22 protein-coding genes are annotated in these 20913 nt (G+C 65.9%); 10 read left to right on the top strand and 12 right to left on the bottom strand.

Translation table 11 applies throughout. The features are described 5' to 3' along the window. The first annotated feature begins 23 nt into the window (after positions 1–23). The 3 genes from fabB (at position 24) to DDT93_RS26440 (ending at position 2309) form a co-directional block, all read left to right on the top strand. Entirely contained in the window at positions 24–1253 is a 1230-nt protein-coding gene (gene fabB / locus DDT93_RS06360; RefSeq protein ID WP_109464981.1) for a beta-ketoacyl-ACP synthase I, read from the top strand. A gap of 9 nt (positions 1254–1262) precedes the next feature. Continuing rightward, the gene (locus DDT93_RS06355; protein WP_109464980.1) at positions 1263–2054 is read left to right on the top strand and encodes an enoyl-ACP reductase FabI; all 792 of its coding nucleotides are present in this window, start codon (positions 1263–1265) and stop codon (positions 2052–2054) included. A gap of 102 nt (positions 2055–2156) precedes the next feature. After that, on the top strand, positions 2157–2309 hold the full coding sequence (locus tag DDT93_RS26440; RefSeq protein WP_157960115.1) for a hypothetical protein: 153 nt from the start codon (positions 2157–2159) through the stop codon (positions 2307–2309). Positions 2310–2377: 68 nt separating this feature from the next. Here the strand turns inward: DDT93_RS26440 and DDT93_RS06350 are convergent, their stop codons facing one another. From DDT93_RS06350 to DDT93_RS06310, 9 genes are all read right to left on the bottom strand, one after another. After that, a complete protein-coding gene (locus tag DDT93_RS06350; RefSeq protein WP_109464979.1) occupies positions 2378–4783 on the bottom strand; it encodes a heavy metal translocating P-type ATPase in 2406 nt (801 codons plus the stop codon). 204 nt (positions 4784–4987) lie between these two features. Continuing rightward, a complete protein-coding gene (gene recR, locus DDT93_RS06345) occupies positions 4988–5581 on the bottom strand; it encodes a recombination mediator RecR (protein ID WP_109464978.1) in 594 nt (197 codons plus the stop codon). 16 nt (positions 5582–5597) lie between these two features. Next, entirely contained in the window at positions 5598–5942 is a 345-nt protein-coding gene (locus DDT93_RS06340) for a YbaB/EbfC family nucleoid-associated protein (protein ID WP_109464977.1), read from the bottom strand. A gap of 30 nt (positions 5943–5972) precedes the next feature. Beyond that, positions 5973–6365, bottom strand: coding sequence for a RidA family protein (locus DDT93_RS06335; protein ID WP_109464976.1), 393 nt, complete (start codon positions 6363–6365; stop codon positions 5973–5975). Next, positions 6365–6958, bottom strand: a complete 594-nt coding sequence (locus tag DDT93_RS06330; protein ID WP_109464975.1) for a glutathione S-transferase family protein — start codon at positions 6956–6958, stop codon at positions 6365–6367. Before DDT93_RS06330 ends, DDT93_RS06335 begins: the two co-directional genes overlap by 1 nt. A 17-nt stretch (positions 6959–6975) precedes the next feature. Next, the gene (gene holA, locus DDT93_RS06325; RefSeq protein ID WP_109464974.1) at positions 6976–8004 is read right to left on the bottom strand and encodes a DNA polymerase III subunit delta; all 1029 of its coding nucleotides are present in this window, start codon (positions 8002–8004) and stop codon (positions 6976–6978) included. Next, entirely contained in the window at positions 8001–8492 is a 492-nt protein-coding gene (gene lptE / locus DDT93_RS06320; RefSeq protein WP_109464973.1) for an LPS assembly lipoprotein LptE, read from the bottom strand. Before lptE ends, holA begins: the two co-directional genes overlap by 4 nt. Then, positions 8479–11097: a leucine--tRNA ligase gene (gene leuS, locus DDT93_RS06315; protein ID WP_109464972.1), complete on the bottom strand. Its 2619-nt coding sequence runs from the start codon at positions 11095–11097 to the stop codon at positions 8479–8481. Before leuS ends, lptE begins: the two co-directional genes overlap by 14 nt. Positions 11098–11206: 109 nt before the next feature. Continuing rightward, on the bottom strand, positions 11207–11698 hold the full coding sequence (locus tag DDT93_RS06310) for a DUF3576 domain-containing protein (RefSeq protein WP_109464971.1): 492 nt from the start codon (positions 11696–11698) through the stop codon (positions 11207–11209). Between the two features lie 339 nt (positions 11699–12037). On the opposite strand from DDT93_RS06310, the gene DDT93_RS06305 reads away from it, so the two are divergent. After that, a complete protein-coding gene (locus tag DDT93_RS06305; protein ID WP_109464970.1) occupies positions 12038–13003 on the top strand; it encodes a porin in 966 nt (321 codons plus the stop codon). A gap of 109 nt (positions 13004–13112) precedes the next feature. Further along, complete coding sequence (locus tag DDT93_RS06300; protein WP_109464969.1) at positions 13113–13766, top strand: YggS family pyridoxal phosphate-dependent enzyme; 654 nt, start codon at positions 13113–13115, stop codon at positions 13764–13766. Here the strand turns inward: DDT93_RS06300 and DDT93_RS06295 are convergent. Both DDT93_RS06295 and ribA read right to left on the bottom strand, forming a co-directional pair. Further along, positions 13757–14257: a L,D-transpeptidase family protein gene (locus DDT93_RS06295; protein WP_109464968.1), complete on the bottom strand. Its 501-nt coding sequence runs from the start codon at positions 14255–14257 to the stop codon at positions 13757–13759. The two genes, DDT93_RS06300 and DDT93_RS06295, sit on opposite strands and share 10 nt — an antisense overlap. Continuing rightward, positions 14254–15345 carry a GTP cyclohydrolase II gene (gene ribA, locus DDT93_RS06290; RefSeq protein ID WP_109464967.1) on the bottom strand — a complete coding sequence of 364 codons (1092 nt, stop codon included), beginning with the start codon at positions 15343–15345 and terminating at the stop codon, positions 14254–14256. The genes DDT93_RS06295 and ribA overlap by 4 nt, the downstream gene beginning before the upstream one ends. Positions 15346–15505: 160 nt before the next feature. Between ribA and DDT93_RS06285 the strand changes: the two genes are divergently transcribed. After that, positions 15506–16192 carry a response regulator transcription factor gene (locus DDT93_RS06285; protein ID WP_109464966.1) on the top strand — a complete coding sequence of 229 codons (687 nt, stop codon included), beginning with the start codon at positions 15506–15508 and terminating at the stop codon, positions 16190–16192. A 173-nt stretch (positions 16193–16365) separates the two neighbouring features. Here DDT93_RS06285 and DDT93_RS06280 read toward each other — a convergent pair whose 3' ends face one another. Then, positions 16366–17091, bottom strand: a complete 726-nt coding sequence (locus DDT93_RS06280) for an alpha/beta fold hydrolase (RefSeq protein ID WP_109464965.1) — start codon at positions 17089–17091, stop codon at positions 16366–16368. A gap of 62 nt (positions 17092–17153) precedes the next feature. Here DDT93_RS06280 and DDT93_RS06275 point away from each other — a divergent pair, with 62 nt between their 5' ends. The 4 genes from DDT93_RS06275 to trxA all read left to right on the top strand — a co-directional run bounded on the left by DDT93_RS06275 (position 17154) and on the right by trxA (position 20906). Then, positions 17154–18149: an AraC-like ligand-binding domain-containing protein gene (locus tag DDT93_RS06275; RefSeq protein ID WP_109464964.1), complete on the top strand. Its 996-nt coding sequence runs from the start codon at positions 17154–17156 to the stop codon at positions 18147–18149. A gap of 52 nt (positions 18150–18201) precedes the next feature. Then, positions 18202–19065 carry a DMT family transporter gene (locus tag DDT93_RS06270; RefSeq protein ID WP_109464963.1) on the top strand — a complete coding sequence of 288 codons (864 nt, stop codon included), beginning with the start codon at positions 18202–18204 and terminating at the stop codon, positions 19063–19065. Between the two features lie 68 nt (positions 19066–19133). Next, positions 19134–19922 carry an exodeoxyribonuclease III gene (locus DDT93_RS06265; RefSeq protein WP_109464962.1) on the top strand — a complete coding sequence of 263 codons (789 nt, stop codon included), beginning with the start codon at positions 19134–19136 and terminating at the stop codon, positions 19920–19922. Positions 19923–19991: 69 nt separating this feature from the next. Continuing rightward, on the top strand, positions 19992–20906 hold the full coding sequence (gene trxA, locus DDT93_RS06260) for a thioredoxin (protein ID WP_109464961.1): 915 nt from the start codon (positions 19992–19994) through the stop codon (positions 20904–20906). Positions 20907–20913: the final 7 nt, after the last annotated feature.

Here is a 20913-nt window from a genome sequence, read left to right as displayed (position 1 = left end):
GCCGGCAAACTAGGAGAAGACGGATGCGTCGCGTCGTCGTCACAGGTCTGGGTGTAGTCTCGTCGATCGGCAACAACGCCGCAGAGGTCCTGCAGTCGCTCAAGGCAGGGACCAGCGGAATTGTCGCCAGCCCCGAGATGGCCGAGCATGGCTTCCGGAGCCAGGTTGCGGGCACGCTCAAGCTCGACGTGGCCGAGCATGTCGACAAGCGCACCCTGCGTTTCATGGGGCCGGGCGCTGCCTATGCCTATATCGCCATGCAGGAGGCCATTGCCGACTCGGGCCTCGAGGAATCCGACATCGTGAACCCGCGCACCGGTCTGGTCGCGGGCTCGGGCGGGCCCAGCACCTCTTCGATGCTGGCGGCGCACCAGACCGTGCTCAGCACCGGCGCGACCAAGCGCATCGGGCCCTTCGCGGTGCCCAAGTGCATGTCCTCCACGATCTCGGCGAACCTCTCGACCGCCTACAAGATCAAGGGCATCAACTATTCCATCACTTCGGCCTGCTCCACCTCGCTGCATTGCATCGGCAACGCGGCCGAGCAGATCATGCTGGGCAAGCAGGACGTGATGTTCGCGGGCGGCGCGGAAGAACTCGACTGGACGCTGTCCTGCCTCTTCGACGCGATGGGCGCAATGTCGTCCAAGTACAACGACACCCCCGAGAAGGCCTCGCGCGCCTTCGACGCCAACCGTGACGGCTTTGTCATCACCGGCGGCGGCGGCATCGTGGTTCTGGAAGAACTCGAACACGCCCTCGCGCGCGGCGCCAAAATCTACGCCGAGGTCACCGGTTACGCCGCCACCAGCGACGGGCACGACATGGTCGCCCCCTCCGGTGAAGGCGGCGAGCGCGCCATGCGCCTCGCGCTCGCGACGCTGCCCGAAGGCCGCAAGGTCGGCTACATCAACGCCCACGGCACCTCGACCCCGGTCGGCGACATCGGCGAGGTTCAGGCCGTGCGCCGCGTGTTCGGCGAAGGCAGCACGCCGCCGATCAGCTCCACCAAGTCGATGACGGGCCACGCCCAGGGCGCGGCCGGTGCGCTCGAAGCGATCTTCTCTCTCCTTATGCTCGAGAACGATTTCATCACGCGCTCCATCAACGTCGAGACGCTCGACCCGGCGCTCAAGCCGGAAGAGATCGCCACCGCTCTAGTCGAGAACGCGGGTCTCGACAGCGTCATGACGAACTCCTTCGGGTTCGGGGGCACCAACGGGTCCATGATCCTTTCCAAATATCGCGGGTAAGTCTTAGTCATGTCGGATCAAATGAAGGGAATGCGGGGCCTGATCATGGGGGTCGCCAACGATCGTTCGATCGCTTGGGGAATCGCCAAGGCCATGCACGAAGCGGGTGCAGAACTCGCGTTCTCCTACCAGGGCGAAGCCTTCGGAAAGCGGCTTGAGCCGCTGGCGCAGAGCATCGGCTCGGACTTCATGGTCGACATGGACGTGACCGACGACGCCTCGCTCGAAGCCGGGTTCGAACAGCTCGCGCAGAAATGGCCGACCATCGACTTCGTCGTCCACGCCATCGCCTTCTCCGACAAGTCCGAACTGACCGGCCGGTTCCTCAACACCAGCCGCGCCAACTTCAAGCACTCGATGGACATCAGCGCCTACTCCTTCATCGACGTGGCCCGCCGGGCCTACCCGATGATGAAGGAGAACGGCGGCACCCTGCTGACCCTGACCTATCAGGGCTCGCAGCGGGTGGTTCCGAACTACAACGTGATGGGTGTCGCCAAGGCGGCGCTCGAGGCGGCCACGCGCTACCTCGCCAACGATCTCGGCCCCGACGGCATCCGCGTGAACGCGATCAGCCCCGGCCCGATGAAGACGCTGGCGGGGGCTGCCATCGGCGGGGCGCGCAAGACCTACAAGTTCACCGATCAGAACGCGCCCCTGCGCAGCAATGCGACGCTGGAAGCGGTCGGCGGAACGGCCGTCTACCTGGCCTCCGAAGCGGGCAAGTACACCACCGGCGAGATCATCCGCGTGGACGGTGGCTATCACGTTCTGGGAATGCCTCAGCCGGACTTCATCTGATCCTCGATACGGCAACACAGAACGCCGGCATCGTTAACAGTTGAGCCAATCTTTCCTCGCCCGTGCCTTTGCGCTGCCATAGTGTGATGGAATACGGCGGGCATGATAGATTTTGACGTAAATACCAAGGAAAGCACCCGGCAAATTCGGCGCCGCGCCCGTATTCGCTGGGGCATCAGAACGATTTTCGTTCTGGGCGTGGGTCTGATGATCTTCGCCATGATTACCAACGGCTCAGTCGCCAAGGGCGGCTGATCCACAGCCTGAGCTTTCTGAACCGGCGCTGTGCAGCGCCGATTCAGTTTCCCCTTCCGGACCCGCAGTTAGCGGCCCCGGAAGAACCCCAGCAGACGCATTGCATTCGCCGTGACCAGCACCGTCGCGCCGGTATCGGCCATGATGGCAAGCCACAGGCCCGAGAGCCCCGTCAGTGTGGTGACCAGAAACACCGCCTTCAGCCCCAGCGCGATCGTCACGTTCTGGCGGATGTTGCGCATGGTCGCCCGCGACAGGTCGATCATCCTCGGCACATCGTCCACCCGGTTGCGCATCAGCGCGGCGTCGGCGGCCTCCATCGCCACATCGGTGCCAGAGCCGACCGCCACGCCGACATGCGCCGCGGCAAGGGCAGGGGCGTCGTTCACCCCGTCGCCGACCATCACCACCGTCTCCTTCGCGGCGATCTGCGCGACCCGCCGGGCCTTGTCCTCGGGCAGCATCTCGGCCTCGACCTCGATCCCCAGCTGACGCCCGATGGCGGCACCCGTCCGCGCGTTGTCGCCCGTCATCATGACGGCAGCGATGCCGCGCTCGCGCAGGCCCTGCAGCGCCCCTTCGGCATCGTCCCTCGGGGTGTCGCGCAGCGCCACGAGGCCGACGGTGCGGTCTCCCGAGACCACGACGGTGACGGTCTTGCCGTCCTGCTCCAGCGTCTCGATCCGTAGTCTGGCCGCCTCGGGCAGCGGCGCGCGCTGGTCCGCGTGGCGCGGGGCCCCGACGAACAGGTTCTGGCCGTCGACTACACCCTCCATCCCCTTGCCCGGAATGGCGCGCACCTCGGTGGCGACAGGCAGGCTCTCGCCACGCGCCTTGGCATGGGCAAGGATCGCGGCGGCCAGCGGGTGCGAGCTCTGCGCCTCCACCGCCGCCGTCCGGGCCAGCAGCTCCGCCTCGTCGCCATCCAGCGCGATGACGTCGGTCACTTCCGGGGTGCCACGGGTCAGCGTGCCGGTCTTGTCGAACACCACGCGCGTGCTGTCGGCCAGCGACTCGAGCACCGCGCCGCCCTTGATCAGGATGCCCGCGCGCGCCCCGGCCGAGAGCCCGGAGGCCACGGCGGCCGGCACCGAGATCACCAGCGCACAGGGGCAGCCGATCAGCAGCAGGGCAAGGCCCCGGTAGATCCATGTCTCCCACAGGCCAAAACCGGCAAGCGGCGGCAGGATGGCCACCAGCGCCGCCAGCGCCACGATGGCCGGCATGTAGTAGCGCGAGAAGCGGTCGATGAAACGCTCGGTGGGAGCCTTTGACTCCTGCGCCTCTTCGACCAGCGCGATGATCCGCGCGATGGTGTTGTCCTCGGGCGAGCGGGCCACCCGGATCCTCAAGGTCGCCTCGTGGTTCACGGTGCCTGCGCGCACCGCGTCGCCCGGGGCGCGGGTCACGGGCAGGCTCTCGCCGGTCACCGCGGATTCGTCCACCGAGGAGGTGCCGGAGATCACCTCGCCATCCGCGGCGATGCGGTCACCGGGGCGGGCAAGGACGATTTGCCCGATCCTCAGCGTATCCGCCGCGACCGTGTGCAGCGTGCCATCGGCATCCTCGACCCGTGCCTCGCGCGGCAGCAGCTCGCCCAGGGCACGGATGCCAGAGCGGGCGCGGTCGGCGGCGACGCCCTCCAGCACTTCGCCCAGCAGGAACAGCAGCACGACAACGGCCGCCTCCTCGTATTCGCCGATGATCACAGCGCCCACGGCGGCCAGCGTCATCAGCATCTGGATGGTGAAGGGCGCGCCCAGCCGGGCCGCCGCCACCGCGCGCCGTGCGATCGGCCAGACCGCCAGCAGCGTGGCAAGCCCGAAGGCCCAGTGGTGCAGCGTGGGCACGGCGAGAGACACCGCGTAGGCCAGCGCGACGATCAGCGCCGACACCAGCAATTGCCGCAGCTTGGGCTGTTGCCACCATGCCGCCGCCGTCTTGTCGTCCTTCGCCGCGCCGGGGGCGCCGGGCGTATAGCCCAGCCGGGTGATCGTCGCGCGGATCTCCTCCTCGGTCGTGCTGCTTCCGGGGGCCAACGCAAGGCTGACCCGTTCACGCGGGACCGAGACGCGCACGTCCGATACCCCCGGCATGGTCTCCAGCGCGCTGCGGATCGACACCGCGCAGCTTGCGCAATCCATCCCGCCCACGCTCATGACCGTACGCCCATCCTCGTCGAGCTCTGACTCCGTACCGTGATCATGGCCCTCGTGGTCATGATCGTGGTCGTGCTCGGCGGGTTCAGACAACGCGCTGGCCGAATAACCGAGACTGGCGATCGCGCCTTCCACCCGTTCGCGCGAAGCCCCCTCCGGGGCGAGCCGAAGGCTCAGCCGCTCGCTCTGGACCGATATGTTCAGGTCCGAGACGCCGGGCATCCGCTCCAGTGCGGTGCGGATCGTCGCGGCGCAGCTGGCGCAGTCCATCCCGCCGATGCGATATTCGAGTGTCTGGTCCGAAGTGCGGGCCATGGGTCTTCTCCTGTTCGATTCGAGGCCACGCTAATTTCTCTAGTCGCTATAGGTTCAAGTGTTTTCTTGAATCCCTTCATCACAACGGCAAGCAATGCAGCGCCGGACGCCGGTCAGGGCCGCCCGGTTCCGCGCCAAAGTACCATGTTTTCAGTTGAAATCAGGCAATCCCGCCGCTGCCCCGCAGGGAGCCAGGACAGGCGATCACAATTCCTTGCGCGCGCGCATTGCGGCCGTGATGGTGCCGTCGTCGAGGTAATCCAGCTCGCCGCCAATGGGCACGCCCTGTGCCAGCGAGGTGATGCGGACCCGGTGGCCCAGTTGATCGGCGATGTAATGCGCCGTCGTCAGCCCGTCGACCGTGGCGTTCAGCGCGAGGATGACCTCGCTGATGCCCTCGGCCTCGATCCGGTCCATCAGGCGCGGGATGCGCAGCTCTTCCGGGCCCACCGCGTCCAGCGCCGACAGGGTGCCGCCCAGCACGTGGTAGCGGCCCTTGAACACGCCCGAGCGCTCCATCGCCCAGAGGTCCGCCACGTCCTCGACGACGCAGAGTTCGCCGGTCGCGCGCTTCTCGGACTCGCAGATATCGCAGATGTCAGCGGTGCCGACGTTGCCGCAGTTCAGGCACTCGCGCGCCGTGGCGGCAACGGTCTGCATGGTATCCGCGAGCGGGGTCAGCAAGAGCGCCCGCTTGCGGATGAGGTGCAGCACTGCACGACGGGCCGAGCGCGGGCCGAGGCCCGGCAGCTTGGCCATCAGGTCGATCAGGTTGTCGATCTCGCGCGTACTGCTCAATGGGGTCGCTTTCGCCTCAGAAGGGCAGGTCCATGTCCTTGGGCAGGCCCATGCTCTCGGTGATCTTGCCCATTTCTTCCTTGGCGCGTTCCGAGGCCTTGCCCTGCGCGTCCTTGATCGCGGCGAGGATCAGATCCTCGACGACTTCCTTGTCGTCCGAGTTGAAGATCGACGGGTCGATGTCCAGCGACTTCAGTTCGCCCTTGCAGGTGCAGACGGCCTTGACCAGTCCGGCACCGGACTCGCCGGTCACGGTCAGGTTGTGCATCTCCTCGTGGAGCTGCGCCATCTTGGTCTGCATCTCCTGCGCGGCCTTCATCATCTTGGCCATGTCGCCGAGGCCACCTAGTCCTTTGAGCATCTTGGTCTCCTTGCGTGGGTCGGAGGCGTTCTACACCTTTGGCAGACGCGCCACCACCTTCACTTCGATATAGTTGCCGGGGATGATGAACTCGGTCACCCCCACGGCGGTCCATGCCGGATATGGGCGTGAAACGCGCGCATTCCAGACCTTGCGGAATGCAGGCAGATGTTTCTGCAGGTCCATGTGGTAGGTCGTGACGTCAACCATGTCGGCCAGCGTCATGCCGCCCTCGGCAAGGATCAGCGCGATATTGTCGAACGCGGTCTCGTACTGTTCCTCGGGGCTGTCCGGGATCTCGCCGGTGATCTTTTGCCCGGTGATCCCGGTCAGAAAGACATGCCCGCCCGAGATCAGACCGGGCGAGAACCGCCAGTCCGCCTCGACCGCCGCCAGCGAGTCCGGGATCAGCGCCCTGGTCATCAGCTCATCTTCGCGTGGGCGCTGCGATAGGCGTCGCGGCTGGTCATGTCCTTGACGTAGGCGCGCATCTTGTCGCTCTCGAAGGGGAACTTGGCGATGGCGCCCCACTGCAGGCAGTGCGTCAACAGGATGTCGGCCAGCGTCATCTGCTCGCCCATCAGGAACGGGCCGTCGAAGGTCTCGGCGAACCGCGCGAGGTTGCGCCGGTATTCCCAGTGCAGCCCGTCCTTCACCTGCGGCGAGCGCAGCTCTTCCGGGATCAGGGCGCCGGTGCGGGCCGAGGTGTAGAGAACCTGGTCGAACTCGTCGATGATGGTCTGGGTAAAGCCGTCCTGCCGCGCCCGCTCCAGCGTACCGGCGGCAAAGGTCAGCTTGCCGTGCTTGTCGGCGAGGTAGGTCATGATGGCGGTGGAATCGACCAGCACCGCGTCACCGTCGACCACCAGCGCCGGGATCTTGCCCGCGGGGTTCAGGCGATAGACCTCGTCGGTGTGCTGCGAGGCGGGCACCTGTTCCCACTCGACGCCGAGTTCTTCCAGCATCCAGCCCACGCGGAAGGCGCGGCTCGCAAGTTTGCCAATCAGTGTATACATTGATTTCCCCTGAGGTTTCAGCGTGTTCCGGCAAGCATGGCAAGGCGGATCAAGGCCCGCTCGGCCACGGCCATGCCCGGCGCGGTCTGTCCGGCCGAGCGCAGTTGAAGGTCGGTGTCAGTCAGCACGGTCAGCGCCGTTTCAAGCTTGGGCGCACCCCAGTTCTGGGCCTGCCGCAGCATCCGGTCGCGGCGCGGGCCAAAGACCGGGGGCCGCAGCCGCGCGATGCCCTCGGCGGCCCCGCCCGGGTGGGCGGCGGCGGCGTAGAGCGTGCGGAAATGCCGGGTCGCCCCGATCACCAGCGACACCGCGTTGGTGCCCTGCGCCTCCAGGCGGCGCATCAGCGGACCCAGCTCGGTGCTGCGCGCCTCGGCGACGACGTTCAGCAGGTCGTCCAGCGCGGCCTCGGTCGAGCGGGGCGCCACGGCCTCGATATCCTCGTGCGAGACGGGCGAGTCGTCGCCGCGCTTGTAGAGCGCCAGCTTCTCCAGCGTCTGGGCAAAATCCCCGGGCCCCAGCTCGCGACCGAGGTCGGCGAGCGCGGTCATGCTCTCGCCGGAAATGTTCTGAACACCCGCATCCTTGAGCATCTGCTCGATCTCGGCCCGCCCCGGCGGATCGTCGTACAGGCCGACCGCATAGGCGTTGCGGTGGTTCTCGAAGGTCTTGCGCAGCTTCGACGTGGCCTTGAGCTGGCCCGCCGTCACGATGATTTGCGCATCGCCCGTGGCCCAGTCTTGCAACGCCGCCTCGATGGCCAGCCCGACGGTGTCGTTGGCCTCTTCCACGAACACGGCGCGCGGCCCGGGGAAGAACCCGACCGCCTTTACCGCATCCAGCAGCATCGCGGGGTCCTTGCGCAGGTCGCCTGCCGCCATGCGGGTCAGACGCATCTCTTCCTCGGCATTGTCGCCAAGGAGCGATTTCAGCGTCTGCTGGCGTTTCAGCGCCACGCGCATGGCATCCGCGCCATAGATCAGCAGGCCCGTCTTGTCGGCGTCGGGCCGCGCGAAATAGCCATTCGCCTCCCGCGCCGAAAGCTTCATCCGGAAAGGTCCGCCGTGGAATAGATCCGTGCGGTGATCTGGTCGGCGAGGATCACCATGAGCCGGTCGCGGGCGTCATCTTGCGAGGCGAGAGTCTCGACCGTGGTGCCGGTGGCGGAATAGCCGGTGAAATTCTCGACCGTGCCCGAGGCGACGATGCTCTCGTCACTGACCCTGCGCAGCACGTAGCTGGCGCGTCCCACGAGGCTGAACCGGGTGATGTCGCCGCTCTTGGTCACGGCCTGCCCCTCGCTGGTGACGCTGGGCTTGACCGAGAGGTGATAGCTGCCCACCTGCGTCCGGCCGAGACGTTCCTCGAGGTTGCGGGTCAGCAGGTAGCCGTCCCGCGTGTCCGGGATATCGAACTCGACCTGTCCGCGTAGCGCGGCACCGGTCCCGCCGGGCGCATAGACCGGCTCGAACCCGCAGGCCGCGACAAGCACGGCCAGCGGAAGGGCAAGGAGGAAACGGCGCTTAGATGACGACATTCACGATCCGGCCGGGGACGACGATGACCTTCTTGGGCGCCGCCCCGTCCAGCGCCTTGATCACAGCTTCGACCTCGAGCGCGGCTTTTTCAACCTCGGCTTTCGGCATTTCGACCGGCACGCTGATCTCCGCGCGGCGCTTGCCGTTGATCTGGATCGGCAGCGTCACGGTATTGTCCTGGATCATCGCCGAATCCGGCGTCGGCCAGGGTGCCCGTGCGACCAGCCCCTCGCCGCCGAGGATCGTCCAGATTTCCTCGGCAAGGTGCGGGGTCATCGGCGACATCAGCTGTGCCAGCGTGCGCATCGCGCCCCACTTGGTCTTGGCCGAGGCCTGGCTCTTCTGGATCGCGTTCACGAAGGTGTAGATGCGCGCGATGGCCGCGTTGAAGCCAAAGCTCTCGACACCCTTGGTCACCTCGTCGATGGCCTTGTGGGTGGTGCGCAGCAGCTCGTCATCCAGCGGGTTCTGGCCCAGCTGAAGCTCGTCCATCAGATCCTGCAGCGACTTGTCGATCTCGCCCACGCCCGCGTCACGCTGATCCGCGAGGTCGCGGGCCATGCGCCACACGCGCGACAGGAACTTGTGCGCCGCCTCGGCACCCGCCGCGGTCCACTCCACGTCGCGCTCCGGCGGGCTGTCGGACAGCACGAACCAGCGCGCGGTGTCGGCGCCGAACTGGCTGATGATGTTGACCGGGTCGACAACGTTCTTCTTCGACTTCGACATCTTTGCCGAGGGGATGATCTCGACCGTCGTGCCGTCCGCCAGCTTGCCGTCGGTCACGTCCTCCGGCAGGTGGTAGACGGGTCGACCCTTCTCGTCGCGGGTCTGGTAGATCTCGTGCGTCACCATGCCCTGCGTGAACAGCGCGTCGAACGGCTCGCGGCTCTTCGTCGGCAGGTGGCCGGTCACGTTCATCGCGCGGGCAAAGAAGCGCGAGTAGAGCAGGTGCAGGATCGCGTGCTCGATGCCGCCGATGTACTGGTCGACGTTCATCCAGTAATCGGCATCCTCCGCCACGGTCGGCGTCGTCGCGCGCGGCGCGGTGAAGCGGGCAAAGTACCACGACGAATCGACGAAGGTGTCCATCGTGTCCGTCTCGCGCTTGGCGGGCTTGCCGCAGGCGGGGCAGGCACAGTCGCGCCAGGTCGGGTGACGGTCCAGCGGGTTGCCGGGGATCGAGAAGTCGATCGGCTTGCCGTCGCCCTCGTCATAGGGAAGCTGGACGGGCAGGTTTTCCTTCTTCTCGGGCACCACGCCGCAGTCGGCGCAATGCACCACCGGGATCGGGCAGCCCCAGTAGCGCTGACGGGACAGGCCCCAGTCGCGCAGGCGGAACTTGGTCACGCCCTCGCCCCATCCCTCGGCCTCGGCCTTGTCGATGGTGACGTCGATGGCTTCCTGCCCGGTGGCCTCGTCGAGCCCGGCGAAGTGGTTGACCCACTTCACCTTTTCGTCCTTGGCAGGCACGAAAGCCTCGTTCTCGACCGGCTTCGGATCCTTCAGCGACAGGAAGGTGTCGACCACCGGCAGGCCGTACTTGCGGCAGAAATCGAGGTCGCGCTGGTCATGTGCCGGGCAGCCGAAAATCGCGCCGGTGCCATAATCCATCAGGATGAAGTTCGCGATCCAGACCGGCAGCTTCCAGTTCGGATCCAGCGGATGGTCGACCGTCAGGCCGGTGTCGTAACCCAGCTTCTCGCCGGTCTCGACCGCCTCTTCGGTGGTACCACCGCGCCGGGCCTCGGCGTTGAAGGCCGCGACCTTCGGGTCGTGCGCTTCCAGAGCCTTGGCCAGCGGGTGGTTCGGCGAGATGCCGACAAAGCTCGCGCCCATCAGCGTGTCGGGGCGCGTGGTGTAGACTTCGATCTTGTCAAAGCCGTCCTGGGCTTCGGTCAGGTCAAAGGCCATCTGAAGCCCGCGCGACCGGCCAATCCAGTTCTCCTGCATCAGCCGCACCTTGGCGGGCCAGTTGTCGAGCCCGTCGAGCGCGTCGAGCAGTTCGCCGGCCATCGAGGAAATCTTGAAGAACCACTGGGTCAGCTCGCGCCGCTCCACCTCGGCGCCCGAGCGCCAGCCCTTGCCGTCGATCACCTGCTCGTTGGCCAGCACGGTCATGTCGACCGGGTCCCAGTTCACCACGGCGTTCTTGCGGTCCACGAGGCCCGCCTCGAGCATGTCGAGGAACAGCGCTTGCTGCTGGCCGTAGTACTCCGGATCGCAGGTGGCGAATTCGCGGGACCAGTCGATCGACAAGCCCAGCGGCTTCATCTGGCCGCGCATCTCGGCGATGTTGGCGTAGGTCCAGTCCTTGGGGTGGCCGCCCGTCGCCATCGCGGCGTTCTCGGCAGGCATCCCGAAGGCGTCCCAGCCCATCGGGTGCAGGACGTTGTGCCCGGTGGAGGACTTGTAGCGCGCGATCACGTCGCCCATCGTGTAGTTCCGCACGTGGCCCATGTGGATGCGCCCGGACGGGTAGGGGAACATCTCCAGCACGTAGTACTTCGGCCGGCTCTCATCGCGTTCGGCCTTGAATATGCCGGAGTCGTTCCAGGCCTTCTGCCACTTTTCTTCGATTTCCGCGGCGGAGTAACGCGACATGCGGTGTAGTCCCTCAAGTGAAAACGCCGGGCCAGGGCCCGGCGATGTGATAGTGTTTATCCGTTCAGGTTGCCAGCCTTGATGCCGTTCTCGGCCCCTCTGGCGCGGATCAGTACTTGCGGTCGCGGATCCGCAGTTCGCGGGCGCGGGTCAGAATGGCGTCTTCCACCGCACGGGTGGTGGCGGCGCTGACCGGGCCGCTCGACGTCTGCAGCGAGAGGTTCAGCGAGCGCGCGTCAAGTGCGGGGTCGTTGACGTGGACCGTCGCCCGGTAGGAGCGGCCGCCGCCCGGCGGCGTGCCATACCCGGTGACGATGACGCCGGTGAAAGGGTCAACCGACTGAACGGGAAGGAAATTCAGAACATCCAGCGAGGCCGACCAGATGTAACGGTTCACGTTGACCGTCTTTTCCGTGGTGCTCGAGCCGAAGACATCCCAGATGGTTGCGCCGTCGGCATCGTTGATCAGTTCCGGCGAGTTCGTCTTGGCCGCAGTCTGGGTCGTTTCGGCGCCACCACCCACGCTGATGGCCCCGCAGGAGGCCAGGCCAAGAACGATTGCCGCCGTAAGCGGGGCGAGACACCAGCGCGATCGCGTCATACTACACCTTCTGCACGTTTGATTTCGCTATAGAGCAAGCCGGGGGATCAGAACAAGGCCGTTTCCTACAGAATCGGTTTTGGGACGGGGGTGCAAGCGCCCTGCCCGGAAGGGGCGGAACCGCGCCCGCGCCAGCCTGGCGGGCCCCGGGCCCTGCTGATGCGGCAGCGGTTTAAGGCCTACGACGGAACTGTGGCAAAGGTGCACCATCCGCCACGACTTTGCCACATTGGAATAGGGCGAGACTTGCCAAAACGGCGGGTTAGGAGCGAAACCACTGTCCATACCCACGCCGGATTCTCTGGCTTGGGCTTTATGACTGAAACCGAGGGATACCAAATGAAAAAGATTCTCTTCGCAACGACTGCCCTGGTAGCCACCGCCGGCGCAGCGTCTGCTGATGTGAAACTGAGCGGTTACGGCCGCTTCGGTCTGCAGTACAACGAAGATGCTGTGAACGAAACCACCATCACCAGCCGTTTCCGTCTGCAAATCGACGCAACCGCTGAGTCCGATGGCGGCGTCGTCTTCGGTGCCCGCGTTCGTATGCAGCAAGACAACGACGACGGCATCGACATCAATGATGTGGGTGCGCAGTCCAGCGCACCGAGCGGCAACTTCCGCTCCGACCGCGTCGGCACCGGCATGAACGGCGTTCGCTTCTTCGTGAAAGCTGGCGGCCTGGAAGTCGGCGTTGGCAACATCTACGGCGCCCTGGAATGGATGGCTGGCCAGTACCCGATCGACCTCGGTCTGACCGGTCTGGGCTATGAGTACACTGCATACCAGTTCGGTGGCGCAGCTTACGACTCCGACGAAGGCGGTTCCGCTGGCTTCAACGGTGTTGAAGCAATCTACACCGTCGGTGGCCTGAACATCCACGCATCGTACGACGAATTCGACTTCGACGGCGCTGTTGCTGGTGCTGACGGCAGCCGTACCGCTCTGGCCGTTGCCTACACCTTCGGTGACTGGACCGTTGCTGTCGCAGCTCAAGACTCCGACAACGCAACCGACACCGAGTGGACTGCAACCGTTGGTGGTTCGCTGGGCCCGGTCGCTCTGACCCTGGCCTACGCCGACAACGGCGACAATGGCGACTACTACGTCCTGGCAGGTCTGATCGACGTTGGCGCAGCAACCAGCATCGAAGCATACGTTGCTGACGGCGACACCCTGGACGACACCTCCTACGGTCTGGGTGCAAACTACGACCTGGGCGGCGGCACCTCGCTGCAGGGCGGTTTCGCCTCGCTGGGTAGCGGTCAGACGATCGCCGACCTCGGTGTTCGCTTCAACTTCTGATAAGTTGAACGGACCACTGGTCTGAATTTGGGCGGGTCTTCGGACCCGCCCTTTTCTTTTGCGCCGCGCTGGTGTTTGTCTCGGACCAGACCAATGCAGGAGGCGCGCCATGTCACTTGAAGAAATCCGCAGCCGTATCGCCGCCGCCGAGGAAAAGGCAGGCCGCGCAGCAGGCGCGACCAAGCTCATCGCCGTCTCGAAGGTCCAGCCGAACGAAAGGGTTCGCGCCGTCCTTGAAGAGGGGCACCGGATCTTCGGCGAGAACAAGGTGCAGGAAGCGGCCGGCAAATGGCCCGCCTTCCGTGAGGAGTTCGACGGGATCGAGCTGCACCTGATCGGCCCCCTGCAGACCAACAAGGCGCGTCAGGCGATGGAACTGGCTCAGGCGATCCATTCGCTCGACCGGCCCAAGCTGGCCAGCACCATTGCCCGGATCGCGCAGGAGATCGGTTCCTGTCCCGATCTCTTCGTGCAGGTGAACACCGGCGAGGAGGAACAGAAGGCGGGGATCCTGCCCGCCGATGCCGATGCCTTCGTCGCCGAATGCCGCGGTCTCGACCTGCCTGTAAAGGGCCTCATGTGCATCCCGCCCGTCGACGAGGAACCGTCGCTCCACTTTGCGCTGCTGGGCAAGATCGCCGCGCGCAATGGCCTCGCGGGCCTGTCGATGGGGATGAGCAGCGATTTCGAATCCGCCATCGCCCTCGGCGCGACCCACGTTCGGGTCGGCTCCGCCATCTTCGGCGAACGCGACTACGGCTGAGGAACGATCAACCGGCTTTCCAGCGTCAGGCGCGCCGCGATCCAGCGCAGGTGATCGCGCCGGAAGGCCACGCAGCCCTCGGTCGGGTATCCCGGTCGCCGCCACTGGTGAACAAAGATCGCCGAGCCGCAGCCCGGTTCGGCATCCGGCCAGTTCCAGTCCGTCACCAGCACCAGATCGTAAAGCGGATCGGCCCGCCGCAGCCTCTCGTGGCTGGGCGCGTAGGGCGCGCGCACCATGTGGTTGTACTCCGCATCGCGCACATCGTCCGACCACAGGTCCCCGGGGCCGATGGGCACCGCCCAGGGCACGGGGCATGTCATCCGGTCGGGCCGGTAGAGCACCCCCACGATCCTGTGCACCCCGGCAGGGGTCGCCCCGTCGCCCTCACGCTTGGCCGCGCTGATGCCGCCCCGCCCGATGGAGCAGGGAAACCGGCGGCCAAGGAACCGCACTCCCTGACGGGTAAGGACCAGATCGGAAGGGGTCACAACAGGTGCCCCGATTTCGCGGCCTTGGTCGCGAGGTAGTTCCGGTTGAACCGGTTCTCGCCCACCTTCAACGGCACCCGCTCGGTCACCGCGATGCCGGTCTTCTCCATCATCGCGATCTTGTTGGGGTTGTTGGTGAGCAGCCGCACCGAAGCAAACCCGAGCTCCTTCAGCAGGTCGGATCCCAGCCGGAAGTCGCGCTCGTCATCCTCGAACCCCAGCCGGTGGTTGGCCTCGACCGTATCAAAGCCCTGATCCTGCAGGGAATAGGCGCGCATCTTGTTGGCAAGGCCAATACCGCGCCCTTCCTGGTTGAGGTAGAGCAGCACCCCGGCGCCCTCCGTCCCCATCTGGGACAGCGCAGCGCGCAGCTGCGGGCCGCAATCGCATTTGAGGCTGCCCATCAGATCGCCGGTGAAACAGGCCGAGTGGAGCCGGGCCAGCACCGGCTTGGACCGGTCCGGCCGCCCGATCTCGATGGCGTAGTGCTCCTCGCCGCCGTCCTGCGGGCGGAAGACGTGCAGTCGCCCGGTCTCCGAGACCTCCATCGGCAAGCTCGCACTGACCACTGCATGCAGGGGGCTGCGCTCGACAAGGTGCGGCCCGGCGCTGGCCGCGAGGATGCGGGTAAGGTCGTTCCGCGCGGCAAAGGCGGCGGCATCTTCCAGCGGCAGGATCACCGCGGCGGGCAGCAGCCGCGCCGACTTGGCGATGATGATGGCAAGGCGGTGCAGGTCGGCGGGCCCGGCCCGCTCCGAGATCAGCGGCCCCTTCATCGGCGAGATCAGGTCGTCGGCCGGGTCAGCGATGGAGGCGATCCAGCCGAGGTCCGCGTCCGAGGGCAGCAGCACGCGGGCGAGGTCGCCGTCATAGGCACGCGCCTTGAGCGTTTCGGCCCGGCGCGCGGTGATCGCCACGACCGGCGTTCCGCCAAGCGCCCGCATGTCCGCCAACCGCTCGGCCGAGAGCGTCTCGGCCGAGGCCGCCAGCACCGAATGCGACTCGCCCTGCAGGACCACGGGAAGGCCCATGCGCAGGTCGGCACGGGCGCGTGCCAGCAATTCGGTGATATCCGGCATGAAGCTCATGGGAGGGCGTCCTGATCAATTCGCGCATTTATCTATGCGCTCTTTGAGGGAATGTGAAACATTTCGCCGAATTCGGACACGACAGCGTGAATTCCTGCAGCATATCTTGTCGCGGAAGCGTTACCGCCACATCTGGTGCAGCAAGTCAGGAGGCCCCAAAATGTCGCAACTCAAGAAACTTCTGCTCGTGGACGATGACGAGGACCTGCGTGAGGCGCTCAGCGAACAGCTGGTCATCACCGAGGACTTCGACGTTTTCGAGGCCGGTGACGGGGCCGGCGCGATGGAGCGCGTGAAGGAAGCGCTCTATGACCTGATCATTCTCGATGTCGGCCTTCCCGACACCGACGGTCGCGAGCTGTGCAAGCTGATGCGCAAGCAGGGTGTGAAGTCGCCGATCATCATGCTGACCGGCCACGACAGCGACGCCGATACCATTCTCGGGTTGGACGCGGGCGCCAATGACTACGTGACCAAGCCGTTCAAGTTCCCGGTTCTGCTGGCCCGCATCCGGGCTCAGCTGCGCCAGCACGAACAGTCGGAAGACGCGGTGTTCCAGCTCGGGCCGTATACCTTCCGCCCGGCGATGAAGATGCTGGTGACCGAGGACGACAAGAAGATTCGCCTCACCGAGAAGGAAACCAATATCCTCAAGTTCCTCTATCGCTCGACCGAGGGCGTGGTGGCGCGCGATGTGCTTCTGCACGAGGTCTGGGGCTACAATGCGGGCGTCACGACGCACACGCTCGAGACCCATATTTACCGTCTTCGGCAAAAGATCGAACCCGATCCGTCGAATGCGCGGTTGCTGGTTACGGAATCCGGCGGATATCGGCTTGTCGCCTGATTTCATCTACTTGAAATTGCAATCAATGTGACCCATTTCACAGAAAGCGGGTTATAATACCTGCTAGATTGACCCCATCCCGCGCACGTCCGGGTTATGATGTGCACCTCCCTGTTGGACTGACCGGGCCATTGTGCCCGGTCTTTTTTTGTCTTCACGACAGTCTGCGCCCCTCAGTCCCGGCCCGCGGCGAGGATGGCCTGCGCCAGCGCCGCAGGGTCGGAAAAGCACAGTTCATGACTGCCGGGAATCTGCACCAGCCGGAACAGGCCCAGCTTTTCGGACAGGCGCGGGTGCCAGCCAAGGCTCTGGGGCAGGGCGGTGTCCTCGGTGCAATTGATGAAGGATTTGGGCAGGTCCATTTCCGCCGGGTTGCGACTCAATCTGATCGCTTCGGTGAAGGTGGCGTAGGGATGCGCGTTCAGCTTGTCGAACGCCGCCTGTGCCAGCTCGCCCGGGGCGTCGTTGATGAAGGCCTCGCGCCAGATCGGGTAGGGCAGCATCACGCTGTTGTCCGGGCTTGCGGCGCTGACCCCGTCGAACAGAGCAACGTAGTGGGGCGGCACCATATCGTTCAGCGCCTCGCCATCGTTCGGCACGAAGGCATTCCAGTAGATCAGCCGCCGGATGCGCTCGGGGCAGCGGTCGGCGGTGCCGGTGATGACCATGCCGCCATAGCTGTGCCCCAGCAGGATCACGTCGTCGAGGTCGTTGTCCTCGAGGTAGGAGACGATGGAGGCGATGGCCGCGTCGAGCCCCGTCGTGCGCGGATCGCCGGGCGCGTTGCCCGCGATGGTCGGACAGTGAACCTCGTGCCCGGCCTCCCGGATCGGGCGGGCGACATCCTCGAACAGTTCTCCGGTGTGCCAGGCGCCGTGAACCAGAACATAGGTAGACATGCGAATACTCCCTCTCTTAGGTTTGGCGGGGGAGACTATGTCGTGGAGGGGGATGTCAGGGAATGAACGGGCTTCACCAATCCTGTTCCGGGCCTCACATCCGCCCGGACGCCCGGGTCTGGGACACGGCCGACGTGGCCGACACCGATGCATTTCAATACTACCGCGAAGGTATCTGCGCCGCCTTCATGCCGCTGCGGCCCGAGGTCGACAGGGCCCGCCGGACCAGTTTCCACGCAAGGCTGATGTCCTTGCCGGTAGGGGAGGGGGTTCTGAATCTCGTCGCCTCCAAGAGTCACGAGGTGCATCGCGGCCGGGCCGAGATCGCCGCTACCCCGCAGGACTGCTACTATCTCAACCTGCAACTGAGCGGCGAATGCCGCATCTCGCAGGGTGGCGAGTCCATCGTGCTGAAGACGGGGGAGATCGGCCTGTTCGACGGCAGCCAAGCCTTCGATATCGATCACTCCGCCTGCCGGGATTTCTCGGTCGCCTCCCTGATGCTGCCAAAGCAGGCCGGGCGGGATGGCCTGCCGCAGGGCGCCCCCCTCAAGTTCTGCCAGGGCGGGGATTATGGCCGCCTGCTGGCCGAAACCGCCCGAACCCTCGCGCGGCGCGCGGCGCGAAACAGCGGGGACGACTTCGACCGACTTTACACCGTCATCCTGTCGCTTGCCGCGCTCGCTGCGGGCGATCGCCAACCCACAGGGCTGGGGGCCGACCGGCCGGTCGCGCATGTGCTGCGGCTGCGCGGGATCCTTGCCCGGCGTTGCGCCGATCCCGATTTCACCATCGGCGATCTCGCCGCCGAGGCCGGGCTCTCGCCCGGCTACATCCGCAACCTCTGTACCCGGAACGGCGAAGCCTTCGGTGACATGCTCCGCGCCGAACGCCTCGCCCTTGCCGCGCGCCTGCTGGGCGAGCAGAGGCACGCCCACCTGCCTGTCGCGTCGGTGGGCTACATGGCCGGCTTCCGCGATGCCTCGCATTTCGGCCGCAGCTTCCGCGAGGTCTATGGCATGTCACCGGGCAACTGGCGCAGGCAGGGCCTTGTCTGACCTCATGCACTTTCCCCGCCCCGCCAACGGATCGCCGGAACGGACCTGATCGTTGGACTTCGGACTTTTCCTGATCTCGTTCCTGTCGGCGCTGTTCTTCGCGGCGGGCATCGTCGCGACCCAGTTCGGGCTGCGCCACCTGCCGGGCCTCGTCGGAGCCTCGATCAGCGTGCCGACCAGCGCGGTCTTCTTCCTGCTGCTCGCGCCCGCCACCGTTGGCTGGAGCGACTGGAACCCGAGCAGCGCGGCGATCTTCGCGGTCTCGGGCCTTGTCTATCCTGCCGCGGTCACGCTGCTGAACTTTGCCGCCAACAAGCGGCTGGGCGGGGACCTGACCGCCGCGCTCGGCAACCTGACGCCGCTCTTCGCCATCGGTCTGGCGGTGATGTTCCTCGGCGAGGTGCCCCACCTCGGGCAGGTCGCCGGCATCGCCGTCCTCTTTGCCGGGCTCGGGCTGATCACGCTGGCGCGGGTGCGCTCGCATTCCCGCGCCGGTCTCTGGCTGCTGCTGATCCCGGTGGCAGGCGCGGCGCTGAGGGGCGCGGCGCAGCCGCTGGTCAAGACCGGGCTGGCGGGCTGGCCCGACGCCTTTGCCGCCGCCACCATCGCCTATCTCGTCTCGGCCTCGACGATCTGGACCGTCCGCCTTTCGGTGGGGCCCCGCCGCTATGCCATCCCGCGCGCGGGGCTGCTCTGGTTCATCGGCATCGGGTTGGCGAACGGCATGGCGCTGCTGACGCTCTACGCCGCGCTGAACCTTGGCCCGGTGACCTCGGTGGCGCCGCTCGTCGCGACCTATCCGCTGATAACCTACGCGATGAACCGGATCGTGCTGCGCCAGCGCAGCGTGTCGCCCCTCGGCCTCGCCGGGATCGGCCTGTCGGTCGTGGGGGTCATCCTGCTCCTCGTGCTTTGAGCAGGTTCCGGGGTTTACCCCGCGCGCCACATCCCTAGGATCGCGCAGGCTGACTCGGAGACCTGCACATGCCCTTCACCCTTGCCACCTGGAACATCAACTCGGTCCGCCTGCGCGAACCCATCGTCCTGAAGCTGATGCAGGAGGAGATGCCCGACGTTCTCTGCCTCCAGGAGTGCAAGTCCCCGGTCGAGAAGATCCCGCTCGAAGGGTTCCGTGCCCTCGGCTACACCCACATGATCGGGCGCGGGCAGAAGGGTTACAATGGCGTCGCCATCCTGTCCAAGCTGCCCATCGAGGAGGTCGGCTCGGTCGACTACGCAAGCCTCGGCCATGCCCGCCACATCGCCGGGCGACTGGAAAACGGGGTGACGATCCACAATTTCTACGTTCCCGCAGGAGGGGACGAGCCCGACCGCGAGAAGAACGAGAAGTTCGGTCAGAAACTCGACTACCTGACCGAGATGCGCGACGCCTTCCATGCGGACAACCCGCAGAAGTCCATCCTCGTCGGCGACCTCAACATCGCCCCGCGTGAAGACGATGTCTGGGATCACAAGAAGCTGCTGAAGATTGTCAGCCACACGCCCATCGAGGTCGAACACCTCGGCGCCGCGCAGGACGCGGGCAAGTGGGTCGACGTCACCCGGCAGGACATTCCCTCGGGCCTGCTCTACTCGTGGTGGTCCTACCGGGCCAAGGACTGGTCGGGCGCCGACAAGGGCCGCAGGCTCGACCACGTCTGGGCCACGCCCGACATCTCGAACGCCGCGCATTCCAGCCGGGTGCTGCGCGACGCGCGCGGATGGCAGCAGCCTTCGGACCACGCCCCCGTCTTCGCGACCTTCGATCTATAAGGCTTTGACAACAGGCAAGTGGCCTCACATATGAGAGGCAACACTTGTCATTCAAAACGGGAGTTCAGAATGGAACTCGACTTCACCTCCGCCGCGCCGGGCGCGGACCTGATCAAGGACTCGTCCGAGGCCACCTTCATGCAGGACGTGGTCCAGGCCAGTCAGGACCTGCCGATCATCGTCGACTTCTGGGCGCCGTGGTGCGGCCCCTGCAAGACCCTCGGGCCGCAACTGGAAGAGGCCGTGAAGGCTGCCAAGGGTGCGGTGAAGATGGTCAAGGTCAACGTCGACGAGGCGCAGATGCTGGCGGGCCAGCTTCAGATCCAGTCGATCCCGACGGTCTATGCCTTCTACAAGGGGCAGCCGGTCGACGGGTTTCAGGGCGCGCTGCCCGGCTCGGAGATCAAGAAGTTCATCGACCGCGTGGTGACCATGGCCGGGGGCGAAGCCCCGGGCGACCAGTTGGCCGAGGCGATTGCCGCCGCCGAAGAGATGCTGGCCGAGGGCGCGGCCACCGACGCCGCCCAGACCTTTGCCGCGATCCTTGGCGAAGATCCGAAGAACGCAGCGGCCTATGGCGGGCTGATCCGCGCGCACATCGCGATGGGGGACCTCGAACAGGCCGAAGCGATCCTGAACGGCGCCCCGGCCGAGATTTCGTCCTCCGCCGAACTGGAAGCGGCCCACGCCCAGATCGAGCTGGCGCGGCAGGCCGCCGATGCCGGCCCGGTGGCCGAGCTTCAGGCAGCGGTCGAGGCCGATCCGTCGAACCTGCAGGCCCGCTTCGACCTCGCTCAGGCGCTCTATGCCACGGGCAAGTCCGCCGAGGCGGTCGATCAGCTGCTGGATCTGTTCCGGCGTGACCGGGAGTGGAACGAGGGCGCGGCCAAGACCCAGCTCTTTACCATTTTCGACGCGCTCAAGCCCAATGATCCGGTTGTGCTGAACGGGCGGCGAAAATTGTCGTCGATGATATTTGCCTGAGGCGCGG

The sequence above is a fragment of the Albibacillus kandeliae genome (assembly GCF_003116585.1).
Taxonomy (GTDB): domain Bacteria; phylum Pseudomonadota; class Alphaproteobacteria; order Rhodobacterales; family Rhodobacteraceae; genus Albibacillus; species Albibacillus kandeliae.
Note: the sequence above shows the minus strand (reverse complement) of the source record. Positions and strands in the feature narration are given on the sequence as shown.

Bases quoted from the DNA above. Each gene is read 5' to 3' on its own strand.
- DDT93_RS06340 (WP_109464977.1), bottom strand. From the start codon at position 5,942: ATGCTCAAAGGACTAGGTGGCCTCGGCGACATGGCCAAGATGATGAAG.
- DDT93_RS06285 (WP_109464966.1), top strand. From the start codon at position 15,506: ATGTCGCAACTCAAGAAACTTCTGCTCGTGGACGATGACGAGGACCTG.
- DDT93_RS06265 (WP_109464962.1), top strand. From the start codon at position 19,134: ATGCCCTTCACCCTTGCCACCTGGAACATCAACTCGGTCCGCCTGCGC.
- ribA (WP_109464967.1), bottom strand. From the start codon at position 15,345: ATGAGCTTCATGCCGGATATCACCGAATTGCTGGCACGCGCCCGTGCC.
- trxA (WP_109464961.1), top strand. From the start codon at position 19,992: ATGGAACTCGACTTCACCTCCGCCGCGCCGGGCGCGGACCTGATCAAG.
- DDT93_RS06305 (WP_109464970.1), top strand. From the start codon at position 12,038: ATGAAAAAGATTCTCTTCGCAACGACTGCCCTGGTAGCCACCGCCGGC.
- DDT93_RS06310 (WP_109464971.1), bottom strand. From the start codon at position 11,698: ATGACGCGATCGCGCTGGTGTCTCGCCCCGCTTACGGCGGCAATCGTT.
- holA (WP_109464974.1), bottom strand. From the start codon at position 8,004: ATGAAGCTTTCGGCGCGGGAGGCGAATGGCTATTTCGCGCGGCCCGAC.
- DDT93_RS06355 (WP_109464980.1), top strand. From the start codon at position 1,263: ATGTCGGATCAAATGAAGGGAATGCGGGGCCTGATCATGGGGGTCGCC.
- DDT93_RS06275 (WP_109464964.1), top strand. From the start codon at position 17,154: ATGAACGGGCTTCACCAATCCTGTTCCGGGCCTCACATCCGCCCGGAC.
- leuS (WP_109464972.1), bottom strand. From the start codon at position 11,097: ATGTCGCGTTACTCCGCCGCGGAAATCGAAGAAAAGTGGCAGAAGGCC.
- DDT93_RS06335 (WP_109464976.1), bottom strand. From the start codon at position 6,365: ATGACCAGGGCGCTGATCCCGGACTCGCTGGCGGCGGTCGAGGCGGAC.
- DDT93_RS06300 (WP_109464969.1), top strand. From the start codon at position 13,113: ATGTCACTTGAAGAAATCCGCAGCCGTATCGCCGCCGCCGAGGAAAAG.
- fabB (WP_109464981.1), top strand. From the start codon at position 24: ATGCGTCGCGTCGTCGTCACAGGTCTGGGTGTAGTCTCGTCGATCGGC.
- DDT93_RS06280 (WP_109464965.1), bottom strand. From the start codon at position 17,091: ATGTCTACCTATGTTCTGGTTCACGGCGCCTGGCACACCGGAGAACTG.
- DDT93_RS26440 (WP_157960115.1), top strand. From the start codon at position 2,157: ATGATAGATTTTGACGTAAATACCAAGGAAAGCACCCGGCAAATTCGG.
- DDT93_RS06350 (WP_109464979.1), bottom strand. From the start codon at position 4,783: ATGGCCCGCACTTCGGACCAGACACTCGAATATCGCATCGGCGGGATG.
- lptE (WP_109464973.1), bottom strand. From the start codon at position 8,492: ATGTCGTCATCTAAGCGCCGTTTCCTCCTTGCCCTTCCGCTGGCCGTG.
- DDT93_RS06330 (WP_109464975.1), bottom strand. From the start codon at position 6,958: ATGTATACACTGATTGGCAAACTTGCGAGCCGCGCCTTCCGCGTGGGC.